At 22.8% G+C, this 25,709-nt stretch carries 23 protein-coding genes and 1 riboswitch; of the genes, 11 read left to right on the top strand and 12 right to left on the bottom strand.

Translation table 11 applies throughout. From position 1 onward, the window contains the following. Positions 1-3: 3 nt before the first annotated feature. The 4 genes from EV215_RS00800 to lysA all read right to left on the bottom strand — a co-directional run bounded on the left by EV215_RS00800 (position 4) and on the right by lysA (position 4,472). Positions 4-1,002, bottom strand: a complete 999-nt coding sequence (locus EV215_RS00800) for an aspartate-semialdehyde dehydrogenase (protein ID WP_134111944.1) — start codon at positions 1,000-1,002, stop codon at positions 4-6. 47 nt (positions 1,003-1,049) lie between these two features. Next, complete coding sequence (gene dapF, locus EV215_RS00795; protein WP_208320305.1) at positions 1,050-1,889, bottom strand: diaminopimelate epimerase; 840 nt, start codon at positions 1,887-1,889, stop codon at positions 1,050-1,052. A gap of 62 nt (positions 1,890-1,951) precedes the next feature. After that, positions 1,952-3,154, bottom strand: a complete 1,203-nt coding sequence (locus EV215_RS00790; protein ID WP_134111943.1) for an aspartate kinase — start codon at positions 3,152-3,154, stop codon at positions 1,952-1,954. Between the two features lie 13 nt (positions 3,155-3,167). Beyond that, positions 3,168-4,472: a diaminopimelate decarboxylase gene (lysA, locus tag EV215_RS00785; protein ID WP_134111941.1), complete on the bottom strand. Its 1,305-nt coding sequence runs from the start codon at positions 4,470-4,472 to the stop codon at positions 3,168-3,170. A gap of 93 nt (positions 4,473-4,565) precedes the next feature. Beyond that, positions 4,566-4,746: riboswitch (Lysine riboswitch) on the bottom strand. A gap of 235 nt (positions 4,747-4,981) precedes the next feature. On the opposite strand from lysA, the gene EV215_RS00780 reads away from it, so the two are divergent. Both EV215_RS00780 and ahpC read left to right on the top strand, forming a co-directional pair. Next, positions 4,982-5,965: a diguanylate cyclase domain-containing protein gene (locus EV215_RS00780; protein WP_166667294.1), complete on the top strand. Its 984-nt coding sequence runs from the start codon at positions 4,982-4,984 to the stop codon at positions 5,963-5,965. 85 nt (positions 5,966-6,050) lie between these two features. Beyond that, positions 6,051-6,668 carry an alkyl hydroperoxide reductase subunit C gene (ahpC, locus tag EV215_RS00775; protein WP_134111937.1) on the top strand — a complete coding sequence of 206 codons (618 nt, stop codon included), beginning with the start codon at positions 6,051-6,053 and terminating at the stop codon, positions 6,666-6,668. A 190-nt stretch (positions 6,669-6,858) separates the two neighbouring features. Here the strand turns inward: ahpC and EV215_RS00770 are convergent, their stop codons facing one another. Together EV215_RS00770 and EV215_RS00765 are read right to left on the bottom strand one after the other, a co-directional pair. Beyond that, a complete protein-coding gene (locus EV215_RS00770) occupies positions 6,859-7,557 on the bottom strand; it encodes an LrgB family protein (protein ID WP_134111935.1) in 699 nt (232 codons plus the stop codon). Further along, positions 7,550-7,900: a CidA/LrgA family protein gene (locus tag EV215_RS00765; protein WP_134111933.1), complete on the bottom strand. Its 351-nt coding sequence runs from the start codon at positions 7,898-7,900 to the stop codon at positions 7,550-7,552. The genes EV215_RS00770 and EV215_RS00765 overlap by 8 nt, the downstream gene beginning before the upstream one ends. 303 nt (positions 7,901-8,203) lie before the next feature. Here EV215_RS00765 and EV215_RS00760 point away from each other — a divergent pair, with 303 nt between their 5' ends. After that, positions 8,204-9,181 carry an FAD-dependent oxidoreductase gene (locus EV215_RS00760; RefSeq protein WP_134111931.1) on the top strand — a complete coding sequence of 326 codons (978 nt, stop codon included), beginning with the start codon at positions 8,204-8,206 and terminating at the stop codon, positions 9,179-9,181. Between the two features lie 32 nt (positions 9,182-9,213). Next, positions 9,214-9,849, top strand: a complete 636-nt coding sequence (pdo, locus tag EV215_RS00755; protein ID WP_134111930.1) for a protein disulfide oxidoreductase — start codon at positions 9,214-9,216, stop codon at positions 9,847-9,849. Between the two features lie 36 nt (positions 9,850-9,885). On the opposite strand, the gene EV215_RS00750 is transcribed toward pdo, so the two are convergent. Beyond that, positions 9,886-11,415: a SulP family inorganic anion transporter gene (locus EV215_RS00750; protein ID WP_134111928.1), complete on the bottom strand. Its 1,530-nt coding sequence runs from the start codon at positions 11,413-11,415 to the stop codon at positions 9,886-9,888. A gap of 290 nt (positions 11,416-11,705) precedes the next feature. Between EV215_RS00750 and EV215_RS00745 the strand changes: the two genes are divergently transcribed. The 6 genes from EV215_RS00745 to EV215_RS00720 all read left to right on the top strand — a co-directional run bounded on the left by EV215_RS00745 (position 11,706) and on the right by EV215_RS00720 (position 16,012). Further along, complete coding sequence (locus EV215_RS00745; protein ID WP_134111926.1) at positions 11,706-12,380, top strand: STAS domain-containing protein; 675 nt, start codon at positions 11,706-11,708, stop codon at positions 12,378-12,380. Between the two features lie 16 nt (positions 12,381-12,396). Then, a complete protein-coding gene (locus tag EV215_RS00740) occupies positions 12,397-12,756 on the top strand; it encodes an STAS domain-containing protein (protein WP_134111924.1) in 360 nt (119 codons plus the stop codon). A gap of 10 nt (positions 12,757-12,766) precedes the next feature. Beyond that, a complete protein-coding gene (locus tag EV215_RS00735; protein WP_134111922.1) occupies positions 12,767-13,198 on the top strand; it encodes an ATP-binding protein in 432 nt (143 codons plus the stop codon). Continuing rightward, positions 13,195-14,145, top strand: a complete 951-nt coding sequence (locus EV215_RS00730; protein WP_134111920.1) for a SpoIIE family protein phosphatase — start codon at positions 13,195-13,197, stop codon at positions 14,143-14,145. Before EV215_RS00735 ends, EV215_RS00730 begins: the two co-directional genes overlap by 4 nt. 3 nt (positions 14,146-14,148) lie before the next feature. Continuing rightward, complete coding sequence (locus EV215_RS00725; protein ID WP_134111919.1) at positions 14,149-14,952, top strand: GGDEF domain-containing protein; 804 nt, start codon at positions 14,149-14,151, stop codon at positions 14,950-14,952. Positions 14,953-15,220: 268 nt separating this feature from the next. After that, positions 15,221-16,012 carry a substrate-binding periplasmic protein gene (locus EV215_RS00720; protein WP_134111917.1) on the top strand — a complete coding sequence of 264 codons (792 nt, stop codon included), beginning with the start codon at positions 15,221-15,223 and terminating at the stop codon, positions 16,010-16,012. Positions 16,013-16,027: 15 nt separating this feature from the next. Here the strand turns inward: EV215_RS00720 and EV215_RS00715 are convergent, their stop codons facing one another. The 3 genes from EV215_RS00715 to EV215_RS00705 form a co-directional block, all read right to left on the bottom strand. Then, positions 16,028-16,489 carry an FUSC family protein gene (locus EV215_RS00715; protein WP_134111915.1) on the bottom strand — a complete coding sequence of 154 codons (462 nt, stop codon included), beginning with the start codon at positions 16,487-16,489 and terminating at the stop codon, positions 16,028-16,030. 9 nt (positions 16,490-16,498) lie between these two features. Then, a complete protein-coding gene (gene mnmA, locus EV215_RS00710) occupies positions 16,499-17,629 on the bottom strand; it encodes a tRNA 2-thiouridine(34) synthase MnmA (protein ID WP_134111913.1) in 1,131 nt (376 codons plus the stop codon). A 128-nt stretch (positions 17,630-17,757) separates the two neighbouring features. Beyond that, positions 17,758-18,900 carry a cysteine desulfurase family protein gene (locus tag EV215_RS00705; protein ID WP_166667293.1) on the bottom strand — a complete coding sequence of 381 codons (1,143 nt, stop codon included), beginning with the start codon at positions 18,898-18,900 and terminating at the stop codon, positions 17,758-17,760. 243 nt (positions 18,901-19,143) lie between these two features. On the opposite strand from EV215_RS00705, the gene EV215_RS00700 reads away from it, so the two are divergent. Further along, the gene (locus tag EV215_RS00700) at positions 19,144-20,091 is read left to right on the top strand and encodes a polysaccharide deacetylase family protein (RefSeq protein WP_134111909.1); all 948 of its coding nucleotides are present in this window, start codon (positions 19,144-19,146) and stop codon (positions 20,089-20,091) included. A gap of 57 nt (positions 20,092-20,148) precedes the next feature. On the opposite strand, the gene EV215_RS00695 is transcribed toward EV215_RS00700, so the two are convergent. Both EV215_RS00695 and EV215_RS00690 read right to left on the bottom strand, forming a co-directional pair. Continuing rightward, the gene (locus EV215_RS00695) at positions 20,149-23,091 is read right to left on the bottom strand and encodes a UvrD-helicase domain-containing protein (RefSeq protein ID WP_134111908.1); all 2,943 of its coding nucleotides are present in this window, start codon (positions 23,089-23,091) and stop codon (positions 20,149-20,151) included. Next, a complete protein-coding gene (locus EV215_RS00690; protein ID WP_134111907.1) occupies positions 23,069-25,576 on the bottom strand; it encodes a PD-(D/E)XK nuclease family protein in 2,508 nt (835 codons plus the stop codon). Before EV215_RS00690 ends, EV215_RS00695 begins: the two co-directional genes overlap by 23 nt. Between the last annotated feature and the right edge of the window lie 133 nt (positions 25,577-25,709).

Raw genomic sequence — 25,709 nt, 5'->3', positions numbered from 1 at the left:
TCCCTATACTAATCCTTTTTTTATAAGAAGCTCCGCAATTTGTACTGTATTAGTTGCAGCTCCTTTTCTTATATTATCAGCAACACACCACAGATTTAATGTATTTGGATTGCTAAAATCTTTTCTTATTCTACCTATAAATACTTCATTTTTTCCACTAGCAAATAATGGCATAGGATATATATTATTTTGTACATCATCTTGTAATATTATTCCCTCAAAATTATTAAATAATTCAAATACTTCATTTAAATCAAAATCTTCTTCTAGCTCAATATTCATCGATACACTATGGCTATTTTCTACAGGAACTCTTACACATGTGGCAGTTACTGGTAATTCTGGTTTTCCAAGAATTTTTCTTGTTTCTTCAATCATTTTTATTTCTTCTTTTGTATATCCATTATCTAAAAATACATCAATATGTGGTAAGCAATTATTAGCTATTGGATATGGATAATTTTTAGGTTCTTCACCTTTTAGACCATTTTGTAAATCAGCTACTCCTTTTACTCCCGATCCTGATACCGCTTGATATGTAGAATATATAACTCTTTTTATACCGTATTTTTTATCTAATGCTTTTAATGGTAAAACAGATTGAATAGTAGAACAATTTGGATTTGCTATAATTCCATTATGTTTTTCTACATCATCTGGATTTACTTCAGGTACAACTAATGGAATATCTTTTTCCATTCTAAAAGCACTACTATTATCTACAACTATTACACCTTTTTTAGCTGCAATAGGTGAAAACTTTTTACTAATAGATGCCCCTGCTGAAAATAAAGCTATATCAATATTTCTATCAAAAGATTTTTCAGTTAATTCTTCAACTACATATTTTTTCCCTTGATATTCAATTTCATTTCCAGCTGACCTAGAAGATGCAAATAAATATAAATTTTCAATTGGAAATTTTTTTTCTGCTAAAACTTCTAAAAATTTTCTTCCTACCATTCCAGTAGCTCCAACTATTGCTATATTGTATCTCTTCATAAAACATCTCCCCTTTATGTTAAATTTTAAATAATATAAATACTAACTTATTTAGCTAAATTTATAAAATATTGTCCTTCAGCTATTTTTTCACTTGGACCAGTCATAAAAACACTTTTATCTATTATTTCAATAATTAATATACCGCCTGGTAATTGTGCTGTTACTTTATTTTCCGTTTTATTTAATTTATGTGTCATTACAACAGAAGCACAAGTCCCCGTACCACAAGCATAAGTAAATCCAGCTCCTCTTTCCCAGGTCTTAACAATTATATTTTTATTATCTATTACCTCAACAAAATTTACATTTGTTTTTTTAGGGAATAAAGGATTATTTTCAATATCACTTCCATACTTTATTATATCAAGATTTTCGATATTATCAACTATTATTACAGAATGAGTTGTTCCCATAAATAGAGATGATATTTTAAATGTTTTATCAAATGAAGTTATATCTTGCAAAATATAATCTTCTTTATCTATACTCATAGGAATATTTTTTGTAGTAAAAATAGGACTTCCCATATTTACTTTTGCAAAAAATTTATTATTTCTAATAGAAGTTTCTATTTTTATAATTCCGGCTAGAGTTTCTACATTTATTATATCTTTTGAAACAATATTGTTATTTCTAACATAATGAGAGAAACATCTAACGCCATTTCCACACATAGGAGCTTCACTACCATCAGCATTAAAAAATATCATTCTAACATCACCTATAGTTGACTTTGCGACAACTATCATTCCATCTGCTCCAATCCCAAAATTTCTATGGCAGACTTGTTTTGCAAGCTCACTATAATTATATTTTTTTACATCATCTTCTAAGAAAATAATAAAATCATTTCCCAGACCATGATATTTTTCAAATTTTATCATAAATTTACCTCTTTTTTTTTAATTTTATCATAATTTATATAAATAAAAATAAATATTATTAATTATAAATTAAAAGCTTTTGCTATATTTTCTACTGCTTTAGATTTATTTTCTTTGTCAATTGTAAATGATATACTAATTTCTGATGTTGTTATTTGATAAAAACTAATGTTATTTTCTGCAAATATATCAAATATCTTAGCAGCTACGCCAGAATGACTTATCATTCCTACTCCAACTACTGATACTTTTATAATATCTGATTTTTTAGATATTTGAATGTTAGGGTGATGTTCTTTTATTAGAACTATAGCTTTATCTAATAAATCTTCTTCTGTCAAAGGACATGTAAAACTTATATCTATCTTATTTCCATTACTCATACTTTGACTTATCATATCAACATTTACATCATTTGCACCAAGTACAGAGAATATATAAGCTATTTTTTTGGGTTCATTTTCAAGATTTAATAAATTAACCATTAATGCATTTTCATTTATACTAAGACCTGTTATTAGTTTTTGTTCCATTACTTGCTCCCTTTCTACTATATATGTTCCATTGTTTTGACATAAACTTTTTCCTACGTAAATAGGTATATTATATTTTTTGCCAAGCTCTACTGCACGAACTTCCATTACTCCAGCACCTAAATTTGACATTTCCATCATTTCTTCATAAGAAATTTCTTCTAATTTTTTAGCTTCTTTATATTCTCTAGGATCTACCGAATATATTCCATCTACATCTGTGTATATTTCACATGTAGCATTTAAAGCAGCAGCTAAAGCAACAGCACTAGTATCAGAACCTCCTCTACCAAGTGTTGTAATATCTCCATTTTCATTTATTCCTTGAAATCCTGCTACGATTACTATTTTCCCTTCTTTCAAATGAGCTTCTATTCTTTCTTTATTAATATTTTTAATTTTACTTTTAGTATGAGTACCCGTTGTTACAATTCCTGCTTGACTACCAGTTAATGAAATAGCAGGTTGACCTTTATGATTTAATGCAATAGTTAGTAAAGCTATTGTTTGTTGTTCACCTGTTGATAGAAGCATATCTAGCTCTCTTCTATTTGGATTATTTGTAATTTGTTTAGCTTTTCGTATTAGTTCATCAGTCATTTTTCCCATAGCAGAAACAACAACAACAATTTCATTGTGTTCATTTTTCATTTTTATTATGTGGTCAGCAATATTTTTAATTTTTTCAATGCTTCCTACTGATGTACCACCATATTTTTGTACAATTCTCATTTTTCCCCTCACTTTATTCTTCAAAATCTAAATCATTTCTAATTAAATCTTCATAAGTTTCTCTTTTTACAATTAAATTTACTTTTTTATCTTTTACCATAATTACAGCAGGTTTTTTAAGTCTATTATAATTACTTGCCATACTATAATTATAAGCTCCTGTTGAAAAAACTGCAAGTATATCATTATTATTTGGTATAACAAAATTTTTATTTTTAATTAAAATATCTCCAGATTCACAGCATTTTCCAGCGACAGTATATGTATCACAAGTAGTATCATTCAATCTATTAGCAATAACACCTTCATATTCTGCTTGATATAAAGCGGGTCTAATATTATCAGTCATTCCTCCATCAACAAATATATATTTTTTACCACTATAAGTAGTTTTTGTACTTCCTACTTTATATAGCGTTACTCCAGAATTAGCTATAATACTTCTTCCTGGCTCTATAGCAACTTTTTCTATATTCAAGTTCTTTTCTTCTAATTTATTTTCTAAAATCTCTATTATTTTTTTAAGAAAAATATCTAAGTCAATAGGGTCATCTTCACTAGAATAATAAATTCCAAATCCGCCACCTAGATTTAATACTTTTATTTTATAATTTAATAATTTTTCTACTTTTTTAATAAAGTCAAGCATAACTTCAGCCTCTGCATAAAATGGTTTTTCATCAAATATTTGAGAACCTATATGACAATGGAAACCTAAAAAATTAATGTAGTCGTGATTTATCATATTTTTAATTAAAGTAATTACAGAGTCATCAAATATTGATTCGCCAAACTTTGAATCAAATTTTGATGTTTGAATATATTCATGTGTATGAGCATCAATTCCAGGATTAACCCTTAGTATTACATTAACAGTTTTATTTGATATTTCAGCTAGTTTACTAAGTTTAAAAAATTCTTCTTTACTGTCAACAACAATCGTCCCCACATTATACTCAATTGCCATTCTTAATTCTTCATCAGTTTTATTATTACCATGCATATATATTTTTTCGCTTGGAAAATTAGCGAGTTTAGCTGTATAAAGTTCACCATCTGAAACAACATCTAAAGACAATCCTTTAGCATTTACAAATTGACACATAGCTTTATTAATAAATGCTTTAGAAGCATAAGCTATTTCAGTAGAAAACTTTTTACTTTTAAATGAATTTTTCATCAATTCAATAATATTCTCTACGTGTTCTCTATCAATAACATATAATGGTGACCCATATGTATTAACCAGAGAATTTACAGATAATCCACCAATATGTAAAACACCATTAATATTTTCCATACTTCCAAATAATTTCATAATTTTAACCTCCAAATAGTTATAAAAAAAAGCTGATAGAGAATACATCTATCAGCTGAAAATATAAGTTATAGTAAAATATAACACCCATTTTTAGCAGATAGCACTCCATTATTATACTACAATAATAATGACAGTTTCATGGATATTATCCATAAAACCAGCATATAACTTTCCTAAGGTTATACACTTCGGCGAATCTTCCTTTCCAAATACTTCATAGAATAGGTTTCTCCATATTTGTACTTTTAAGCTTCGCGCCTCTATCATCTAAATTTATTTAATTTTGATTATTTTAACTTAAAAATAGAAATAATAACAATATATATATTATATAAAAATTATATAATATATATATTGTTATTATTTAAATAAAAAAATGAGATATAGAAATATTTTAATGAAAAAAAGATTTAGAATTAAATTTAAAATAAAAAAACTATAAATAAAGGAAAATTAATATAATTTTAGAATATCCATACTAGAAAAATATGAATAGGAGGAGAAAAATGAATCAAAAAAAATTTTTTAAAACTATAAACCAAAAAAAAATAAATTATCTAATAGAAAGAGATAATTTAGAAAGAAAACTTAAATTTGAAGAATATATAAATAATAAACTTGAATTAAAAGAGATGATAAAAGTAATATTTAAATTTTTTAAAGAATTAATTAGATATGACGCCGCCGAAATAGTCTTTGATAATAAAGCTTTTTTTTATCAAGATAATAAATTTGAAGAAATAAAAAATTTAAACTTAAATATTGAATTTTTAAATCTTTATAATAGAGGAAAAGAAAACAAGAATATTTTTATTCTTAATGAGCATGGAGAATATCATGTAAGTAAGTTAATTAAACCTATTTATTATCTAGATGAGTATTATGGAGTGCTCATATTTGAAGCAGTAAATTTTGAATATGATATTAATGAAATCAATATAGAAAATGATTTAACTAAAAATATAGGAGTATATATCCATAATATTTTAGAATATACTAAAGCAAAAGAAGAAATTTATATTGATAATGATTTTAATATATTTAATAAAAAATATTTAATAAAAAATATAACAGAATTATTAGAAAATGAAATCAATTTTGGATTAATATTTGTAAAAATAAATCAATTTGAAAAATTAGAAAAATTATATGGAGAAAGTTTTATGAAAAAAATATTAGAAAATATATCTTTAATTCTTAAGGAGATAGAAATTAATAATTCTCCAACAAAAATAGGAAAATATAAAGATACCGTTTTTTATATGTTAGTAGAAAATATCAACAAAAGATTAGAAAAAATAGACATAATAAACTTAGATGTAAATATTAAAGACCATTTAAATTCATTATTAAATTTTAGTTTTTCTTATGGAGTGACACATTATTTTAGAGAAAAAACAATAAATGACATAAATTATATATTATCAAATGCAGAATTTGCAGTATCTACAATAAGTAATGGAGAAAAATTAAATATTTTAATAATATAAATTATTGTTTAACCTCTTGACATTTTCCAAAAAAGAAATTATAATAAAAATGTAATCATTACAAAATAAATAAGGAGGTAATTATATGGCAGTAATTGGAAGAAATTTAAATGATTTTTATTATGATATAATAGAAGGAAATGAAATTGTTGAGAAAAAATTAGTAGATACAGTATTTAATGTATTTCATGAAGGAGAATTTAAAGAAATAAAATTATCAGATTATAAAGGGAAATGGACAGTATTATTTTTCTATCCTGCTGATTTTACTTTTGTTTGCCCTACAGAACTGGGAGATATGGCAGATAATTATGACAAATTTAAAGAATTAAAAGCCGAAGTGATTTCTGTAAGTACTGATACTCATTTTGTACATTTTGCATGGCATAATGAATCTCCAACTATTAATAAAATTAAATTTCCTATGTTAGGAGATCCAACAGGAACTTTATCTAGAGCAATGGAAGTATATAAAGAAGATGAAGGCTTAGCATATAGAGGAACTATAATAATCAATCCAGAAGGAGATATAGTTGTTTCAGAAGTAAATGATATGCCAATAGGAAGAAATGCAAAAGAAATTCTTAGAAAACTTGAAGCAGCAAAATATGTAGCAGAACATAATGGCGAAGTGTGCCCTGCCAATTGGGAAAAAGGAAAAGATACACTAAAACCAGGAAAAGACTTGGTAGGAAAAATTTAAAAATATTAATAAAAAAAGAAATAAAGAGGGTTAATAATTATTTATTAATCCTCTTTTATTAAAAAAATATAAAAAATAGGAAATATAATGGATTTATAAATTAATATTTTAAAACTTTTATATGAGAAATTATTGAAAATTAGGTGTTAATTAAAAAAAAGAAAAAAACTTCTAAAAATTAGCAGTTTTTTTATATATTAAATATTTTTATAACAATAGGTATAATAAAAACAGTAAAAATACCTGCAAGACCAATAGCTAAGCTACTCATTGCTCCTTCTATCTCTCCAATCTCAAGTGCTTTTGAAGTTCCTACAGCATGACTAGCAGTACCTATTGCTATTCCTTTTGCTATTCTATTTTTAATATTAAATATTTTCAATATATAAGGGGCAAATATAGCACCAGTATTTCCTGTAATAATAATAGCAATAATAGTAAAAGGTACTTCTCCATTATAAGATTGACTTATACTCATTCCAATAGGAGTTGTAATTGATTTTGGTAATAAAGATATAATAGTAATTCTATCTAAACCAAAAATTTTTGACAAAAATAATACAGATAAAACAGCCGTTGTAGAACCAACCAATATACCAATTAAAATAACCCAAAAATGTTTTTTTAATAAATGGATCTGTTTGTATAAAGGTAACGCTAACGCTACAGTAGCAGGACCTAAAAGATATCCTATAAATTTTGCCCCTTTATTATAATAATTAAAAGGAATATTTAATATTAATAAGAATAATATTATTGATACCATTGTAAGAATAAGAGGATTAATAATTTGAGATTTTGTTTTTTTATGTAAATATGTAAAAAATATGAAAAAAAATAATGAAATTACTATACCAAAATTAATATTATTAAAAATTAAATCATTCATTTCTATCCCCCATTAATAATTGAATTGTAAAAGCTGTTACTATAATAGTAATAATTGTAGATAAAATTGATATAATTAAAATTTGAATCCAAACAGACTTTAATTTGTCTAAAATATTTATTAAAGATACTCCAGAAGGTATAAACAAAAATGTAAGATTAAAAAGTAATAAATTTGAAACTTTTTCTATTTGAATTGGTTTTATAATTTTGCTAAATAACAGTAAAAATAGTATTAAAAACCCTAATACATTTCCAGGAATAACTAATCCGAAAATACCTGATAAAAGATTACCGATATAATTAATTGAAATTAAAATAAAAACTTGCCTAAGTATATTCATAAATCACCTCATAAATAAAAATTACTATTTAAATATATTTTATCATATTTAAATAAAATTAGGAAATTATCTTAATAAGTTATATAATATAAAATATAGAAAATAATTCCAAAAAAATAAAAAGCAAATTTCAAATACAATATTAAAAAATTGACATTAAGCCTATAAAAAAGTATTATTGACAAAGTAAAATTTATATGTTATATTAAAATTGTAATAATTACAATTTTGAAATAAAATTTGAAAAAGAATTTTATAGTTTTTTTAGTATAATATTCTTAAATATTAAAATGAGGTGATTTTATGGATTTATCATTTAATTTAAATTTATCTGCTGATTCAAAAGCTAAAGAATTAGATGAAAAAGAACTTTATGATGTTGTAATAATCGGTGGCGGACCTGCAGCTATGACTGCTGCTGTTTATTGTATGAGAAAAGGTGTAAAAACTGCTCTTGTTACTAAAAATATTGGTGGACAGGTAAGTGATACAAAGTCTATAGAAAATTATATGGGATACAATTATATAGAAGGAGAAGAACTTGTTAAAAAATTTGAAGAACAAGTAAAACAATTTGAAATTGCTTTTAAAGACGGTATTCTTGTTACTGGATTAAAAATAGAAAATGATATAAAAATAATTTCATTAGATAATGGACAGTCTATAAAAACAAAATCTGTAATTGTATCTGCAGGAAATAGATGGAGAGAATTAAATGTCCCTGGAGAAAAAGAGTTTAGAGGTCGTGGAGTATCTTATTGCTCTACATGCGATGGACCATTTTTTAAAAATTTAAATGTAGTTGTTGTTGGTGGAGGAAATTCTGGTGTTGAAGCTGCTCTTGATCTTATAAAAATAGCTAAACATGTGACAATTGTTGAGTTTACAGATTCATTAAAAGCTGATAAAATACTTATAGATAAATTAAAAGAACACGAAAATCATAAAATTCTTTTATCTAGTGCGATTAAGGAAATAAAAGGAGATGAATATGTAACATCTGTAATGATAGAAGATCAAAATACAAAAGAAACTTATGAGTATAAAACTGATGGAGTATTTGTAGAAATAGGCCTTATTCCTAACTCTAACTTTTTAAAAGATATTATTAAATTAAATAATTTTAATGAAATAATTATAGATGAAAAATGTGAAACAAATGTACCTGGAGTATTTGCTGCCGGTGATATTACTTCAGTTCCATTCAAACAAATAATTATAGCAAGTGGTGAGGGTGCTAAAGCTGCAATGGCTGCTTGTGAATATGTAATGAAAAAATAAAATTTATAAAAATAAAAAGGGGGCAACAAATAATGTCAATATTTAACGACGATATAAAGTCTCAATTAAAAAATGTACTAAAGGATATGGAAAATAATGTAAAAATTATATTTTTTGGAAATGAGGAACAAATTTCAAAAGATACAGAAGAAATAATAAAAGAGGTTGTAGAACTTACAGATAAATTATCATTAGAAAGTTATAATTTTAAATCAGAAAACGATAAAGCAACTTTATATGGAATAGATAAAGCTCCTGGTTTTACTTTGTTAAAATCAGATAATAGTCAAACAAGAATGAAATTTTATGGTCCACCAGCTGGCTATGAAATTAATTCCTTTATTTTTTCTCTTTTAGAAGCATCTGGTAAAGAACAAGATATGCCAGAAAATTTAATCAATCAAATTAAAAGCATTGATAAAAAAGTAAATATAAAAGTATTTATTGGACTTAGTTGTCCTCATTGTCCTGGTGCAGTTATTGCAGCCCACAAATTAGCATTACTTAATGAAAATATAGATGCTGAAATGATAGAAGCAAATGCTTTTAACGAATTATCTACACAATTTGGCATAAGTTCTGTCCCTAGAATATTCTTTAATGATGATTTAGATTTATTAGGAGCTCAACCACTTGAAAAATTTATAGAAACTATCAATAAATTATAAATAAAAATGTCGGATAATCTCCGACATTTTTATTTATTAGTCTAGCATATCATCTGCTATGTAATATATTGGATCCTCCATTATATTTACTTCTACTATTTCTTCAGCATTTTTTAAAAGTTTTTTACAATCTTGACTTAAATGTCTAAGGTATATCTTTTTTCCAGCTTCTCTATATTTTGAAACCACAAAATTTATTGCTTCAATCGCTGAATGATCCATTACATGTGAATGTTTAAAATCTATAATAATATTATCATATTCATCATTTTTAGGTGAAAATTTTTGTTTGAAATTTGAACTCGATGCAAAAAATAAAGGTCCATCTATATAATAGGTTTTTTTATTTTCTTTGTATTCTACTTTTATTTCTATTTTTTTACCTTTTTCCCAAGCAAAATTAAGAGCAGATAATATTATCCCTACTACTACGGCAAGAGCTAAATCATGTACTACCGTAATAATTGTTACTATTATTATTATTGCCAAATCAAATAAAGGAATTTTCTTTCCTAATTTTAACGATTCCCATTCAAAAGTACCTATTACTACCATAAACATTACTCCTACTAAAGCTGCTAATGGTATTATAGCTATAAGTTTTGCTCCAAAAACTACAAATCCTATTAAACTAAGTGCTGCTGTTATTCCCGATAATCTTCCTTTTCCTCCGGATGTTACATTTATCATTGACTGTCCAATCATAGCACAACCACCCATACCACCAAAAAATCCATTTATTAAGTTTGCTAAGCCTTGCCCTATACATTCTTTATTACTTTTTCCCCTTGTTTCTGTTAATTCATCTATAAGTGATAAAGTAAGAAGTGATTCAATAAGTCCTACAAGTGCTGCTGTTATTGAAAATGGTAATATTATTTTTAATGTTTTCAAACTTATAGGTATTTTGGGTAAATGAAATTCTGGAAATCCTGCTCTTATTTCTCCACCAGCAAAATCTTTTACAGTTTTTATATTATAACCTTTACTGTTTAAATATATAGATATTAATGTAACCACAATTATTGCAACTAATGTTGCTGGTACTGCTTTTGTTAATTTTGGTAATAAATTAATTATTAACATAGTTAATAATACTAACGCTAACATTATATATAACTCTTTACCTTTCATCCATATAAAATTTCCTGAATTATCCAACACTTTAAACTGACTTAATTGTGCTTTAAATATTACTATTGCTAAACCATTTACAAATCCTAACATAACAGGATGTGGTATTATTCTAGCAAATTTCCCCAATCTTAATATTCCAAATAACATTTGAAATATCCCCATTAAAATTACTGCTCCGAATAAATATTCTATACCATATAAATTTACTAAGTCTGCAAAAACTACAGCTATTGCACCAGTAGCTCCAGATATCATTCCAGGTCTCCCTCCAAATATAGATGTAATTAATCCCATCATAAATGCAGTATAAAGACCTATTACCGGATTTACTCCTGCTACAAATGAAAATGCAATTGCTTCTGGTACTAAGGCTAAAGCTACTGTAACTCCTGATAATATATCATTCTTAATTGATTTTACGTTTAACACTCTTTCTCTCCTTTCGTTTTTCTTCCTAATCTCTCATTTGATTTACAAAGCCATTATTATAACATAATTTAAAATATATTTAAACATTTTTTTAAGACAAATTGAAAATTATAAGTTTAACTACATACATTTTTCCCTTGTTAGATATATTTTTTTATATTTTCACCTTGATTTTATTAAGAGATTATATTACTATATTATTACTATTTAATATTTCTTCTTAATTTAAAGGATTTTTCTGTCTTTTCAGTATATCTATTTTAGAAAAAATATTAATTTAGGAGGTTAAAATGAAAGATTATATTATTACTCATTTAGAAAATTTATCTATTAAACTTTCAAAAATTATAAGTGAAAAAGTGTATTGGGAAAATTTTTTAGTTACTTTAGCACAAAATAACATGAATAATGAAATTGAAATTAAAAATACTTTAAGACCTATTATTTCTTCAAACAACTTTAAAAAAGTATTTACTGCTTTAAAGACACTTAATGAAGAAATAAATGGTTTTCCTTTTGTAGAATTGATTAAATTATTAATAGATCTTAGTGATGAAAAATTAAAAGAAAAAGAAGTTGTTTTAGAAGAGGTAAAAGATGTACTTTCTGAGTTAGCTGTTCCTGTTCTTAGACTATGGAAAGATATTATTGTAGCTCCACTTGTTGGTACTTTAGATAGTGAAAGAGCTCAATCAATGGCTGAAAAATTATTAGCATTTACTTCTGAAACAAGAGCAAAATATGTTATTATTGACGTTACTGGTGTAAATGTTATTGATACAATAGTTGGTGGATTTTTAATTGAAACATTTAATGCTATTAAATTATTAGGTACAAATGTAATTCTTACAGGTATAAAACCAAATATTGCTCATACTTTAGTTAAAATAGGAATTGATTTTAATATGGTAATAGTTAAAAGAGACTTAGAAACAGCACTAAATTATTTAATTTTAGAAAAATAAAATTAAGGAGGAATAAATGGAAAGAGTCGTTACCTCTATAAAACTTTATAAGAATCTTATAGTACCTATTCAAATTGAATTAGATGATACCACTGTAGAAAAAATGCAACATCAAATATTAGAAGAAGTGGAACAAAATAATTTAAAAAGTATAATTTTAGATATAAGTATGGTAGATATTCTTGATAGCTATATATCTTATTCTCTTACTGAAACTGCAAAAATGGCAAAACTTCTTGGATGTGATACTTATATTTGTGGTATGCAGCCCATGGTTTCTCTTACCTTAGCTCAAATGGGAGTAAATATTAGAGAGATAACATTTGTAAAAGATTTAGAGGAAGCTTTAGAAATGACAAAGCAACTCAATAATTGAGGTGATTTTTTTGATAAATATTGATTTCCAACAATATGAAATAATTATAAATGTAAAAGAAGAAAAAGATATAATTTTAGCTAGGCAAAGCATAAAACATTTTTGTCAAAAACTAGGATTTTCTTTATCAGATATCACAAAAATATCTACTTCCATTTCTGAGTTAGCAAGAAATATATTTAGATATGCAAAAACAGGAAGCATTTTAGCAAAAAAATTAATTGATGAAAATAACAATGAATTTCTTGAAATTGTTGCTATTGATAATGGACCTGGTATTTCTGATATAGATAAAGCTACTACTTCTGGTTTTACTACAACTGAAACAAGCTTAGGCCTTGGTTTATCTGGAGTAAAAAGATTAATGGATTATTTTTATATAGATAGTGAAAAAGATAAAGGAACTATTGTAATAATTCAAAAAAGGAGGCGTAAATTTTGATCGAACCTCTTCACATTAATATCTCTGATGAAAATGATATTTTTATTTTAGAATTTCGTTTAAAAAAGTTATTAAAAGATAATTTGATTTTTAACGATAAAGTTTTATTAATCACGCGTGAATTGGCTACAAATATATTAAAATATGGTGGTTACGGTTATATTGATATATCTTTTATCGAAAATAATATAAAAATTATTGCGTTTGATTATGGAGAAAAAAATGAAAAGGTATTAAAACTAAGTAATGGATTAGGTTTAGGTTTAAAAGTAATTAAAAGTAATTCTTCTTTTTTTGATATTAAAAAAAATAAATATAATGGATTCGAAATAACTGTTATGTTATCACAAAGTAATAATAATAATAAAAATTTTAATTTGATATTTGGAGTTGCAACTAGACCTCATTACCTTGAAGAACATAGCGGGGATTTAGTTTATATTAAAAAATTAAATCACTCTTATTTAGTAGTTATAGCTGATGCTCTTGGTCATGGCGAAAAAGCTTATTTTGTAGCAAATCTTATAAAAGAGTATTTAAATGATTTTAAAAGTGATAATTTAAATAAAGTATATTTAGATTTAAATAATAAGTTACATAATACAAGAGGATGTGTAATTTTTGCTTCTATTATTCATAAAAATTTTTTAGAATATTTTAATATAGGTAATATTAGTGCTTATTTATTATCAGATAAAGGTATTAAAAAACTAATAAATAAAGCTGGAGTTTTAGGAAAAATTGATAGAAAAATACCAATAAAAACTCTTGATACTAATTTTCATAAAGAAAAATTAATAATAAATAGTGATGGTATAAAAGATACTTATTTAAACTATATCACTACACAAAATATAACTGATTATCAAGAAACTGCAGAAAAAATTTTAAAAGAATTTAGTATAAAAATAGATGATGCTACTTGTGTTATTCTAGGAGGTGAATAAATTTTGAATTTTGAAGATAATATACAGGAAATAAAAGATATCTATACCAAATGGCTTAAAACATATCTTTTAAACAATGATGAAGAAGAAGCTTTAATTTCTGTATATAATGATTTATTTATAAAAAACCATTTTATTATTGATGATATAATGGATATTTTTGATATTCATATTCTTGCTTTAAAACAAATATTAAAAATAAATAATGATAATGATAAAATTGATTGGATATATATAAAAAGAGCAAATGAATTTTTCGCACAATTTCTAACTTTATTTGAAAATTATAGACAAGTTTTAAGAGAGCAAGTAGAAATAGATCCTTTAACTAGAGCTTATAATAGACTTTCTCTAGATAATGTAGGAGAAAAAGTTTTTAATTATTCATTAAAAAATAAAAGTTCTCTACTCTGTGTAATGTTAGATTTAGATAATTTTAAACATATTAATGATGCCTATGGACATGATATTGGTGATCAGGTATTAATAAATGTATCAAAAATATTAAAAAAGAATATTAAACAAAAAGATTTTCTTTATAGATACGGTGGGGAAGAATTTTTAATTCTTCTTAGAGATATAAATTATGATGAAGCGTTCCCTTTTTTAACTAAATTAAAAGATAATTTAAAAAAGATAAAAATAAAGAGCTTAGATAAAAAAATTACTGCTAGTTTTGGTGCTACTAGTCTTTTAGAAGATAATCCAATTTCTCTCTATGAAATGATAAAATATGCTGATACTGCTATGTATAAAGCTAAGAAAACCAGTAAAGATAAAGTTGTTTTTTTCCGTGATCTAAAATAAAGTGTCATCGATGACACTTTATTTTAGATTTATATATTATACATTAAAATTTCTTATCTCCTGTTCTATATTTCTATATAAATTTCTTTCTCATCTAATTTTTATAAAAATATTTATATCTATAATATATAGTATCTGTTTTCTTTTCTTAAATATTATAATTATATATTCCTCTTTTTTTACCTCTTATATATACAAATTTTTTTAAAGGATTTTTAAAAGAAATTTGTATATATTATTATAAACTATAATTCTAGGTGGTGAAAAAATGAAATTAAAATTAATTATTTACTTTATATTTTCTTTGTATACCTTTTCATCAAATACTCCAATTATAATATATTGTGATAGTAATTATTTTCCTCTGTCTTATGAAGAAAATGGAGAAGCAAAAGGTTTATATATAGATATATTAAATCATATTTTTTCTAAAATGAAAAATTATAATATAAAAATACAACCTATACCTTGGGAAAGAGGAAAAATATTAATGAAAGAAGGACGTGGATTTGCATTAGTTCCACCATATTATCATGGATATGATTGGAAATATATATACCCTTATTCATTGCCACTTTTTACTGAAGAAGCCTTTATGATTTCTTTAAAAGATAGTAAAAATTATAACCTAAAATTTCCGGAGGATTATTATAATAAAACTATTGCAAATATACGAGGATATGATGGTTGGCTATCTCCTCAATTAAGAAAATTAATTTTTAACAAATATATAAAATATGACGACACTTCCCTTACGCCCGAACAACAATTAAGAAAATTGATTGATAAAAGAGTCGATTTTATAATATTAGAAAAATTTACTTTTGAATATGCACTAAAAATTTTAAGAAAAAATAAAGTTACCAATAAAAAACTTTCTGATTTTAATATAGAGTTTACAATCACAAAAGAACCTGTTTATATTGGATATTCTAAATATTTTAAAGCTGATTACTCTCTTTCTTTTAGACAAGAATTTGATAATTTATTGTATTTAGCTCGAAAAAATAATGAATTAGAAAAAATTATAGATAAATATAGAAAAAAACTAGAAAAATAAAATTTTCTAGTTTTACTATTTTTTAAAAATTTTATATTTTTTATTTATTAAAGATAATGACATAGACACAATAATAGTTATTATTATCCCAAAACTTGTGTCTATTAATCTATTTAATGCATATATAAAAGGTGTTTTATTTCCATAATTTAACATTATTGCCAAAAATACTATACAGGCTACATTTGCAGCTGAGCTTTTTATAATATTATCTGAAATATAAATTATAGAATATATTCCTATTCCTATTATTAAAATATTGCTTTTAAAAAGAGAAGCAAATATCATTCCTACTGTTGCACCAAGTATTGTTCCAAATATCCTTTTTTTACCTACTATAACTGTATCTATATGAGATATTTGAGATGAAATTACAGCTGCTATTGTAGCAAAAAAAAGAGAATCAATATTAAATATTTCCCCTAAATAAATAGTAATCATAGTAGCTAAACTAGCTTTTATATATCTTATTTGCATATATTTCTCCTATTTTATAAATCCACTAGCTATAACTACTCCATCTTCTCTATAAAGAACAAGTCCTTGTCCTGGAGTAACTGCTCGAAAATTCTCTTCTTCATTTTCTGCTTTAAATAAAATTGCATTATCATTTAATACTTTTACTATTCCTTTATGAAATTTATCTCTTGATCTAGATTTTGCCATACATTTTAGCCCATCTATTTCTTTTATATTATCAAATAATAACAAATTGATGCTTTCTGCATATATTGTATCTTTAAATAAATCTTTATCATCTGATACTATAATTTGATTTTTTTTAACATCTATTTTATATACATATAATGGCTTATGATGCGCAAGTCCAAGTCCTTTTCTTTGGCCAATAGTATAATTAATTATACCATTATGTCTCCCTAATATATTTCCTTTTCTATCAACAATATCGCCTGATTCAAAGTCTTTTTTAGTTATATCTTTTATAAATTCCTTATATTTGCCATCTTCTACAAAACATACTTCTTGACTTTCACTTTTAGCATATACTCTAACTCCAAGCTCTTTTGCCAAAAATCTTACTTCTGGTTTTTCTAAATCACCTATAGGAAACATTAAATATTTCATATTTTCTTTTTTAATTTGTGATAAAAAATACACTTGATCTTTTTTGGGATCATCTCCTATACAAAGTATTCCCTCTTTTAATTTAGCATAATGTCCTGTAGCTAAATAATTTATTCCTAATTTTCTTACATACTCTATTAATTTCCCTAATTTTATATTTCTATTACATACCATACATGGATTTGGAGTACGTCCATTTATATATTCATCAATAAAATAATCTACAACTATTTCTTTAAAAGGTTCTTCAAGATTTATAACATAATGTTTTATCTTAAGATCATCACATACTTTTTTAGCATCATAAATATCATCTAAAGAACAACAAGTTTTACTATCTTTATTTAATTCATTCATTCCCCCCCAATGTTTCATAGTTATCCCAACTACATTGTATCCTTGTTTTTTTAATAAATATGCAACAGTAGAACTATCAACTCCTCCACTCATTCCTACAGCTACAGTAATATCTTTATTTTCTTTTTTATATTCTAAATATTTTGTATAATTTTTTATATTAAAATTTGACATTAAATTTCTCCTTCCTTAAATATTTTTAAACCTTAATAAAATAATACTCTTTTCTATCTAATGGATATTTTTATCTATTTAAAGTTTATTTTATATTTAAATATTTTTAAAGTGTCAGCGCTGACACTTTAAAAATTTAAATTTCTTTCTTGTTCTACTGCTAAAGATAATTTATCTATAAAATAATCTATCTCTTCTTTTGTATTATATCTTCCTAAACTAACTCTTATTGAAGATTTTGCATCTACTTTATTAAGTCCAATTGCTTCTAATACATGTGAAGGTGTAAGTGCACTAGAGGCACAAGCAGATCCTGCACTTACTGCTATCCCATTCAAATCCAAATTAAACAAAATTGATTGAGCTTCAATATTTTTTATTGTTATATTAGAAATGTTTACAACTCTTTTAGAATCCTTACAATTTATTTTTATATCTTTTATTTCATTTAATATTTTATTTTCAAAATAATCTCTTAATTCTTTTATTTTTTCTTTTTCTTTATAAATATTACTATAACTAAGCTCTAATGCTTCAGCCATTCCATATATAGAAAATATATTTTCAGTCCCTGCTCTTTTTTTTCTTTCTTGACTTCCACCATGAAGTAATTTTTCTAATTCAATACCAGTATTTATATACAATCCCGCAGCTCCTCTAGGCCCGTAAAATTTATGTGATGAAAAACTCATAATATCAATATTTAAATTTTTTGGATTTATTAATTCTTTTCCTATTCCTTGAACTGCATCTACATGAAATACAATATTATTTTTTTTACATATTTCTCCTATCTCTTTTATTGGCTGAATTGTACCTACTTCATTATTAGCAAACATTACGGAAATAAGTTTTGTCTTTTTTGTTATTTTACTTTTTAGTTCTTCTATATTTACTACTCCTTTATTATCTGCTGAAATATAATCTATCTTATAATCTTTTTTTTCAAGATATTCAAATGTTTTTAAAACAGAGGAATGTTCTATTTTAGTAGTCATAAAATGTTTATCTGGATTTTTATATACAATTCCTTTTATTGCACTATTATTTGCTTCTGTTCCACTGCTAAGAAATATAATTTCTCTTGACTTTACTCCTAATAAATCAGCTATTTTTTCTCTTGATTTTTCTAATATCATCTTAGATTTTTGTCCTTCACTATGTACACTTGAAGGATTTCCAAAAAAATTGTCAAATTCATTAAAAAGCTTTTCTTTTATAATATCATCTACTTTTGTAGTAGCTGCATTGTCTAAATATACTCTTCTCAAAATATTACTCCTTTCAAAAAATCTATCATATTATAACATAAAATTAAAAAAAATTATGTTTTTATTATAATGAAATATTATTATTTTATCATTTCTTACTTTTTTAATCAAGTATTTTATTGCTATTTTTTATTTTTCAATATCCGGATTTAAAAATTAAAATTATATATATTTATTTAATAGTGTCTTATTTTGGTTGTATTTTTTTTGTAAATGTGCTAAAATTGACAAATAGGAGGACTTATGAATTTTAAAAACATTTTGATTATATTATTTATAATCTTTAGCTACAGTTTATTTGCTGATGGACATATATTTGTATATCATAGATTTGGAGATAATAGATTTACCTCTTCAAATATTTCTATTTCTACTTTAAGGAAACACTTTGACTATCTAAAGAATAATAATTACAAAGTAGTCTCTTTAAAAAATATGGTATCTAAAATTAAAAATAATGAAGAAATTCCTGATAATTGGGTAGCATTTACTATAGATGATGCATATAAAAGTTTTTATAATAATGGATTACCTGTATTCAAAGAATATAACTATCCTTTTACTTTATTTGCCAATACAGAACCCATTATTGGTAAATATCCTGATTTTGTTACATTTGAGGAACTTAGAGATATCAGTAAATATGGTGAAGTTGCTACACATAGTCATTCTCACCAACATTCTCTAAATATTTCTACTAATGTATTATTAAACGATATCAAAAAAAGTGTAAATATTTTAGAAAAAGAACTTAATAAAAAAATTAATTATTATAGTCATCCTTATGGTGAATATGATTATAATATCTTAAATTATTTAAAAAATTTAAATTTTCAAGCAATTTTTAATCAAAATTCAGGTGCTATTAGTAATAAAAATAATATTTATGATCTAAATAGAATTGCTCTTGGAGAAAACGACAATATAGAATTTTGGTTAAATATAAAATATTTAATAGCTAGATGGAATAATATTGAAATAAAAAATAACTCAATAACTAATATAAATGTAACTCTAAATAATTCTATTAAACAAATTGAAGTGTATATTTCTGGTTATGGTTGGAAATGGTATAATCTCAATAATGGTATTCTCAATATTAATTTAAATAAACCATTACTTTATTCTAGAAATCGTATAATACTACGTACAAAAGATAATAAATGGAATAATTATCTTATTGTAAAATAAAAAATATGAGAAAGGTACCCTACTACTTTTCTCATATTTTTATTTTAATTTAATCTTTTATTCTATTTTTAAATAATAATCTTCTCCTGTCATTACTTTATACACATTTCCTAATTTTTCTTCTAATATATTTTTATAAATTCTTAATTGCTCTAATTTATAACCACCCGTTTTATAATCATATATATGTATTATCTTTTCCTGATTATCTATCATTACTCTATCTAATATATATTTTTTATTATTATGATATAATTCTAATTCCGTAAATACTTTATATCTTTCATTAAATATTTTTTTATATTTTTTTATAAATTCATCTATTCTTAAAAAAATATTATTTATTTCTTTTTTTCCAAACATATTTCCATATTTATTAAGTAAAGCTTTTTTAGCATATTCATGTTCTTCTTTTTTATTGTATTTAATAAAACTCAAATAATAATGTGTCGCAAGTCCTATTTTTCTTTTTATTTCTCTTTCAAGGTCAATATACTCTACTTCTTTTTTATTTATTTCTTTTTTATTTTTATAATTTGAAATATCTATATATTTTTTATCTATTTTTTTTTCTTCTAATACTTCTTTAAATTCACCAATAGTATATGTATTTTCATTTTCTAAATCTATAATCTTTGAAAACAAGCTATCATTTAACTCATTTTTATAATTACGACAATAAAAAACAAAAAGATTTTTTTTAGGTCTAGTCATTGCCACATAATGATTATTTATCTCTTCATCAAGGTTTTTTCTTTTATATTCTTTTATAATATTTTTTTCTAAAATTTCTAAGGTTTTTATATCATTTTCGTGAGTAAATATATATTCTTCTATTTTTTCATAATTTTTATCAAATTTTATAAAATAGTTTTCCTTAATCTCATTACTTCTTTTATTTTTTATATAATATAATACATTTTCAAATTCAAGTCCTTTTGCTTTATGAATTGTCATTACACTTATCGCATTTTTATCCTTACCCGAAGCTTGTCTATACTTTTCATTATTTATATTATTTTCTAATTCTAGAATTAATTTGCTTATATCATTATAATTAGTAGCAATATCATAAAATTTATTAATATTTGCAATATCATTATTACTATTATATGTATCTAATATATTAAATTGATTATAAATCTCTTTTACTATCTCATCTATTGTATTTCTTATATTGTATATTGATTTTATTTTATTAACTAATATCATTATTTCATTTGATAACTGTATATTTATTTCATAATCACTAAATAAAAAACTATTTATCTCTTTTTTATGTATTATCATTTCCTTAAGAAGCATATCATTTATATATATAATATCATTTCTTAAAAATTCTAATAAAAAGAAAATGTTTTCTGTTATAAAATATTTTAATAAGCTATATACTGGCTTTATAACTCTATGAAAAATAATAGATTGATTACTATTTGTTATAAAAGCAATATTTTCCTCTTTTAATTTTTCTGTTATTTTAGTTAATTCTTTATTATTTCTTGCTAAAATTACACTATTACTTCTATTTTTTATTTTATTTTTTATAGTATTTATTAAATTTTCTAATATATCTTTTTCTTCTTTATCTACATATGTATAAACATATCCTTCATCTTTATTTTTTATAGGATTTATACTATAATATTTCCAATTAGGTATATTTGAAAAAATTATATTAATAAAATTCAAAATATTTTTATCTGTTCTATATGAAATGTTCATATATTCTTCTTTTGCTCCAATTAATTTATTTAAATTTTGAAAAAGTTCTTTTTCTCCCCCTCTAAATCTATAAATACTTTGTTTTTCATCTCCTACAAATATTAAATTTTTTGCTTTTCTAATAAATGGCTTTAATATCTTCCATTGTAATACACTTGTATCTTGAAATTCATCTATAAACAAAGATGTAATGTCATTTCCTAAAACATTTTCTATAAATTGAACTACTAAATTTTGTTGAAATATTTCAAATCTTTTTACAAAAAGATAATCATATACATAATTACTAATATCACTGTGTGTAAATTTTTTTTCTCTAAATACAATTTCATCATAAATTTTATAAATTATTTCTGACATTTCTTTTAATTTTTTTTCATAATTCAGTATTTTATTATTATATATCTTTTTAGCGATTTCCTCTTTTATTTCATTAAAATAAAAAGTAAGTTCATCTACTATTGCTCTTTTTTTATTGTTTCTTATTTTTTGTCCATTCCATATTTTTTTATCATCTTTTAATATTTTTTTACTATTATTTAAAAAAAATTCTTTTATTTCATTATTACTTAATTCAAGTACTTTTTGATAATCTTTATTTAAAAATTTAAAAATCTCATCTCTTGTAATATCTTTATAATCCATAATCAAATCTATAATTTTATTATAATTTTCTACAATTGTGTTTTTTTCTATATATTTTTCTTTTTCTTTTTTATCTATTAAGTAAAATAACCATCTTTTTCCTAAAATTCCACTAATAAATCTTGTATAATTTTCTAATTCTTTTTCCATATTTTCTTGTAAAAAATCTTCTATTTTTTCAAAATAATCAGGATTATCAAATATTTTTTTTAATACTTCTAATAAAATTTCATTATGCTTTTCAGTATTTATTATTTCATAATTAAATATATTATATTGAGGTGCAACTATTTTTTTAAATATAAAATTAATAAAACTATCTATTGTATATATTTTTATAAGCTCTCTATTTTTTATCATATTATTATATATCATTTTTAATTTTTCCATATTTATTTCGATATCATGTATTTTTTTTATATTCTGAATTAATTCTATTCCATTTTTATTTTGTATGATAATATCATTTAAGAATTTAAATATTCTCTCTTTTATTTCTGCAGTAGCTTTATTTGTAAAAGTCATTACAACTATCTCTTCATAATTTTCACCTTTCAATAAACTAGCTATATATTCCAATGATAATCTATAAGTTTTTCCTGTTCCTGCACTAGCTTTTAGTATTATTTTCATTAATATTCACCTCATTACATATATCTATGTATTCACAATTATTACAATTTGATTTTTTTTCTGTTCTCATATAATATCCTATATTTAAAAAATTTAATTCATTTACTATATCTTCTTTTTCTATTTTTTTATCTTTTTTATCTTTTTTATCTAATTCACCTTTCCATAAATCATATATATATTTATCTACACTTTCACCTATAAGATATTCATAAAATTTTAATTGCATATCGTCTCCACTACCTGTTTTATAATCAATAATTATTTTTTTATCATTATTTTCTATATATGCATCGATACGACCATTCATATTAATTTTTATATTATTGATTTCAAAAATTTCTTTTTCCACTTTTTTTTCTGTTTCTATATTATTTTCTATATATTTTCTTATTTCATATACAAACTTAATTATATTCTTTTCAAAATGCTTAATAAAAATATCTTTATAATATTTTTCATAATTAATAGGAAGCTTTGTTTCAATAAATTTATAATAGCTTTTTATTAATTCATTTAAATAATTTTCTATATTTTCATCCATAATCTTTTTTGAAATTTTTTCCATTATCATATGAAAAAATATTCCTACTATTTTTTTGCTAAATTCTTCTTTTATTATTATATTTTGATTTAATATTTCACCTATATACCTTAAAAAATATTTATATTTACATTTTTTTAACTCCATATATGTGTAACTTCCTATATTAAGTTTATTATTTCTAAAATCATTATTTTCTACATATATATTATAAATATTTTCAAATTCTAATTTTTCATTATTTTTCATTTTAAAATTATCTATAAAAATTCTATCTACATCAATTTCACTTTTGTTTATATCTAAATTGTATTTTAATATTAATTCTTCTAAAAATGGATTTCTATCAAGTCCTATTTCTTCATCTTTTAATGAAAAAATTTTAATATTTTCACTAAAATTTATCATTCTATAAAATTTATACTTTTCAATAAGTTTTTTTTCATCATAAGTAATAATTCCATTTTCTTCTTTTTGCTTTTCACTTAGTAAAAAATCAAAATTTTTATTTAAAAAATTTCCACTTGATACATTTATTATAGCTATTTTATTATTTATAATTGGTATATTTTCTATTTTATCTATAATTATAGTATTATCATTTAATACTTCTATATTTTTTGCACGAAAATATTTTAGTATCATTCTAAAAAGTCCTTCAGAGATATTTTTAAAATAACCATTCCATTTATCTCCGAATATATCAATTAAAGATTTAATTTCTGATAAACTTTCAAAATATTTTGCTATTATATCTGGATATTTCTCATTTTCATATTTTTCATAATTAAATCCTTTTGAAAAGTACTCTATATACTCATTTAAAGTTTTAAATTTATTTAATTTTTTTATTAATTCTATTATCTGTATTAATTTTTCGCTTTTATCACTTTGAAAATAACTTTTATCTTCTGTTAATATATTTTCATCTATATACAAATACCCATCTTCTTTATACTTATATAGATATGATACTATTTCTTCTTTTATATTAAAATATTCTCTTACTTCTATACTATATAATGCTTCAATTAATGATTTCATTGAAATATATTTCTTTTTATCTATTTCCACTATAGTTTTTAATAAGTTATATATTTGACTTATTACATAATATAAGTTAGTATTTTCTAATTTATTTGACTTATTAACTTTTATATAATCTTTGTATATATTAAAATTTATATTTTCTATATCATATGTATAAATAAAATTTATATCTTTTATTTTAGATAATAAAATAGCTATACTTTCTTTTACTGTTTTATTTTCATAAACTTCTATTTTTTCTTTATCTAATTGAAAATTATCTACTAATTTATATTTTTTTTTATCAAAACTTTTTGCTGATACAAATAGAGTATTTATTATATTAAAATTTTTTGATAGTTTTCTTATATATTCTTTTTCAAATGGCGTTATATTTATTTTTTCTATAAACATAATATTTTTATAATTTTTTATCGCCTCTATATTTAAATTGTTTATATTATATATTTCTGATTGAATAGTATATTTTCTTTCATTAATATATTTTATAAATTTTTTATATTCCTTTGTTATATTATCAATATATTCTTGTTGCCAATTTTCAAGATTTTTTAATTTTTCAATTTTATATTCTTTTAAAATATTTTGAAAATTAATAATATTATATGCAGTATCTATAAAATCATAATAATTTATAAAATTATATTTTTTTTTAAACTCTTTTGACAATGATTTATAAAAAAACAATACTGGTTTTTCCTCTCTAAGAACTATATAATCTGTAACAAAGATTTGATTTAAAAATTCTGTATAACTGATATATATATTATTATCAAATATATTTTTTCTTTGTTTTAAAAAATATTCTTTATCTGTTATTGTTTCAAATATATATATTGTGTTTTCATAATCTGATATTTCATTATAATTTGTTATAAAAATTGTTTCCATTATTCACCTCAATTAGTGTCAGCGCTGACACTTTATTTTTTTACTTTTTATTTTAATAAATTTATTTTATAAATAAAATTCTTATACTTTATTTTACCTTGAATTTCTATAATTTTAAAGGTAAAATATTATA

Source organism: Hypnocyclicus thermotrophus (assembly GCF_004365575.1).
Taxonomy (GTDB): Bacteria; Fusobacteriota; Fusobacteriia; order Fusobacteriales; family Fusobacteriaceae; genus Hypnocyclicus; species Hypnocyclicus thermotrophus.
The sequence above is the reverse complement of the archived record's forward strand: the minus strand, read 5'-3'. Positions and strand labels throughout refer to the sequence as shown.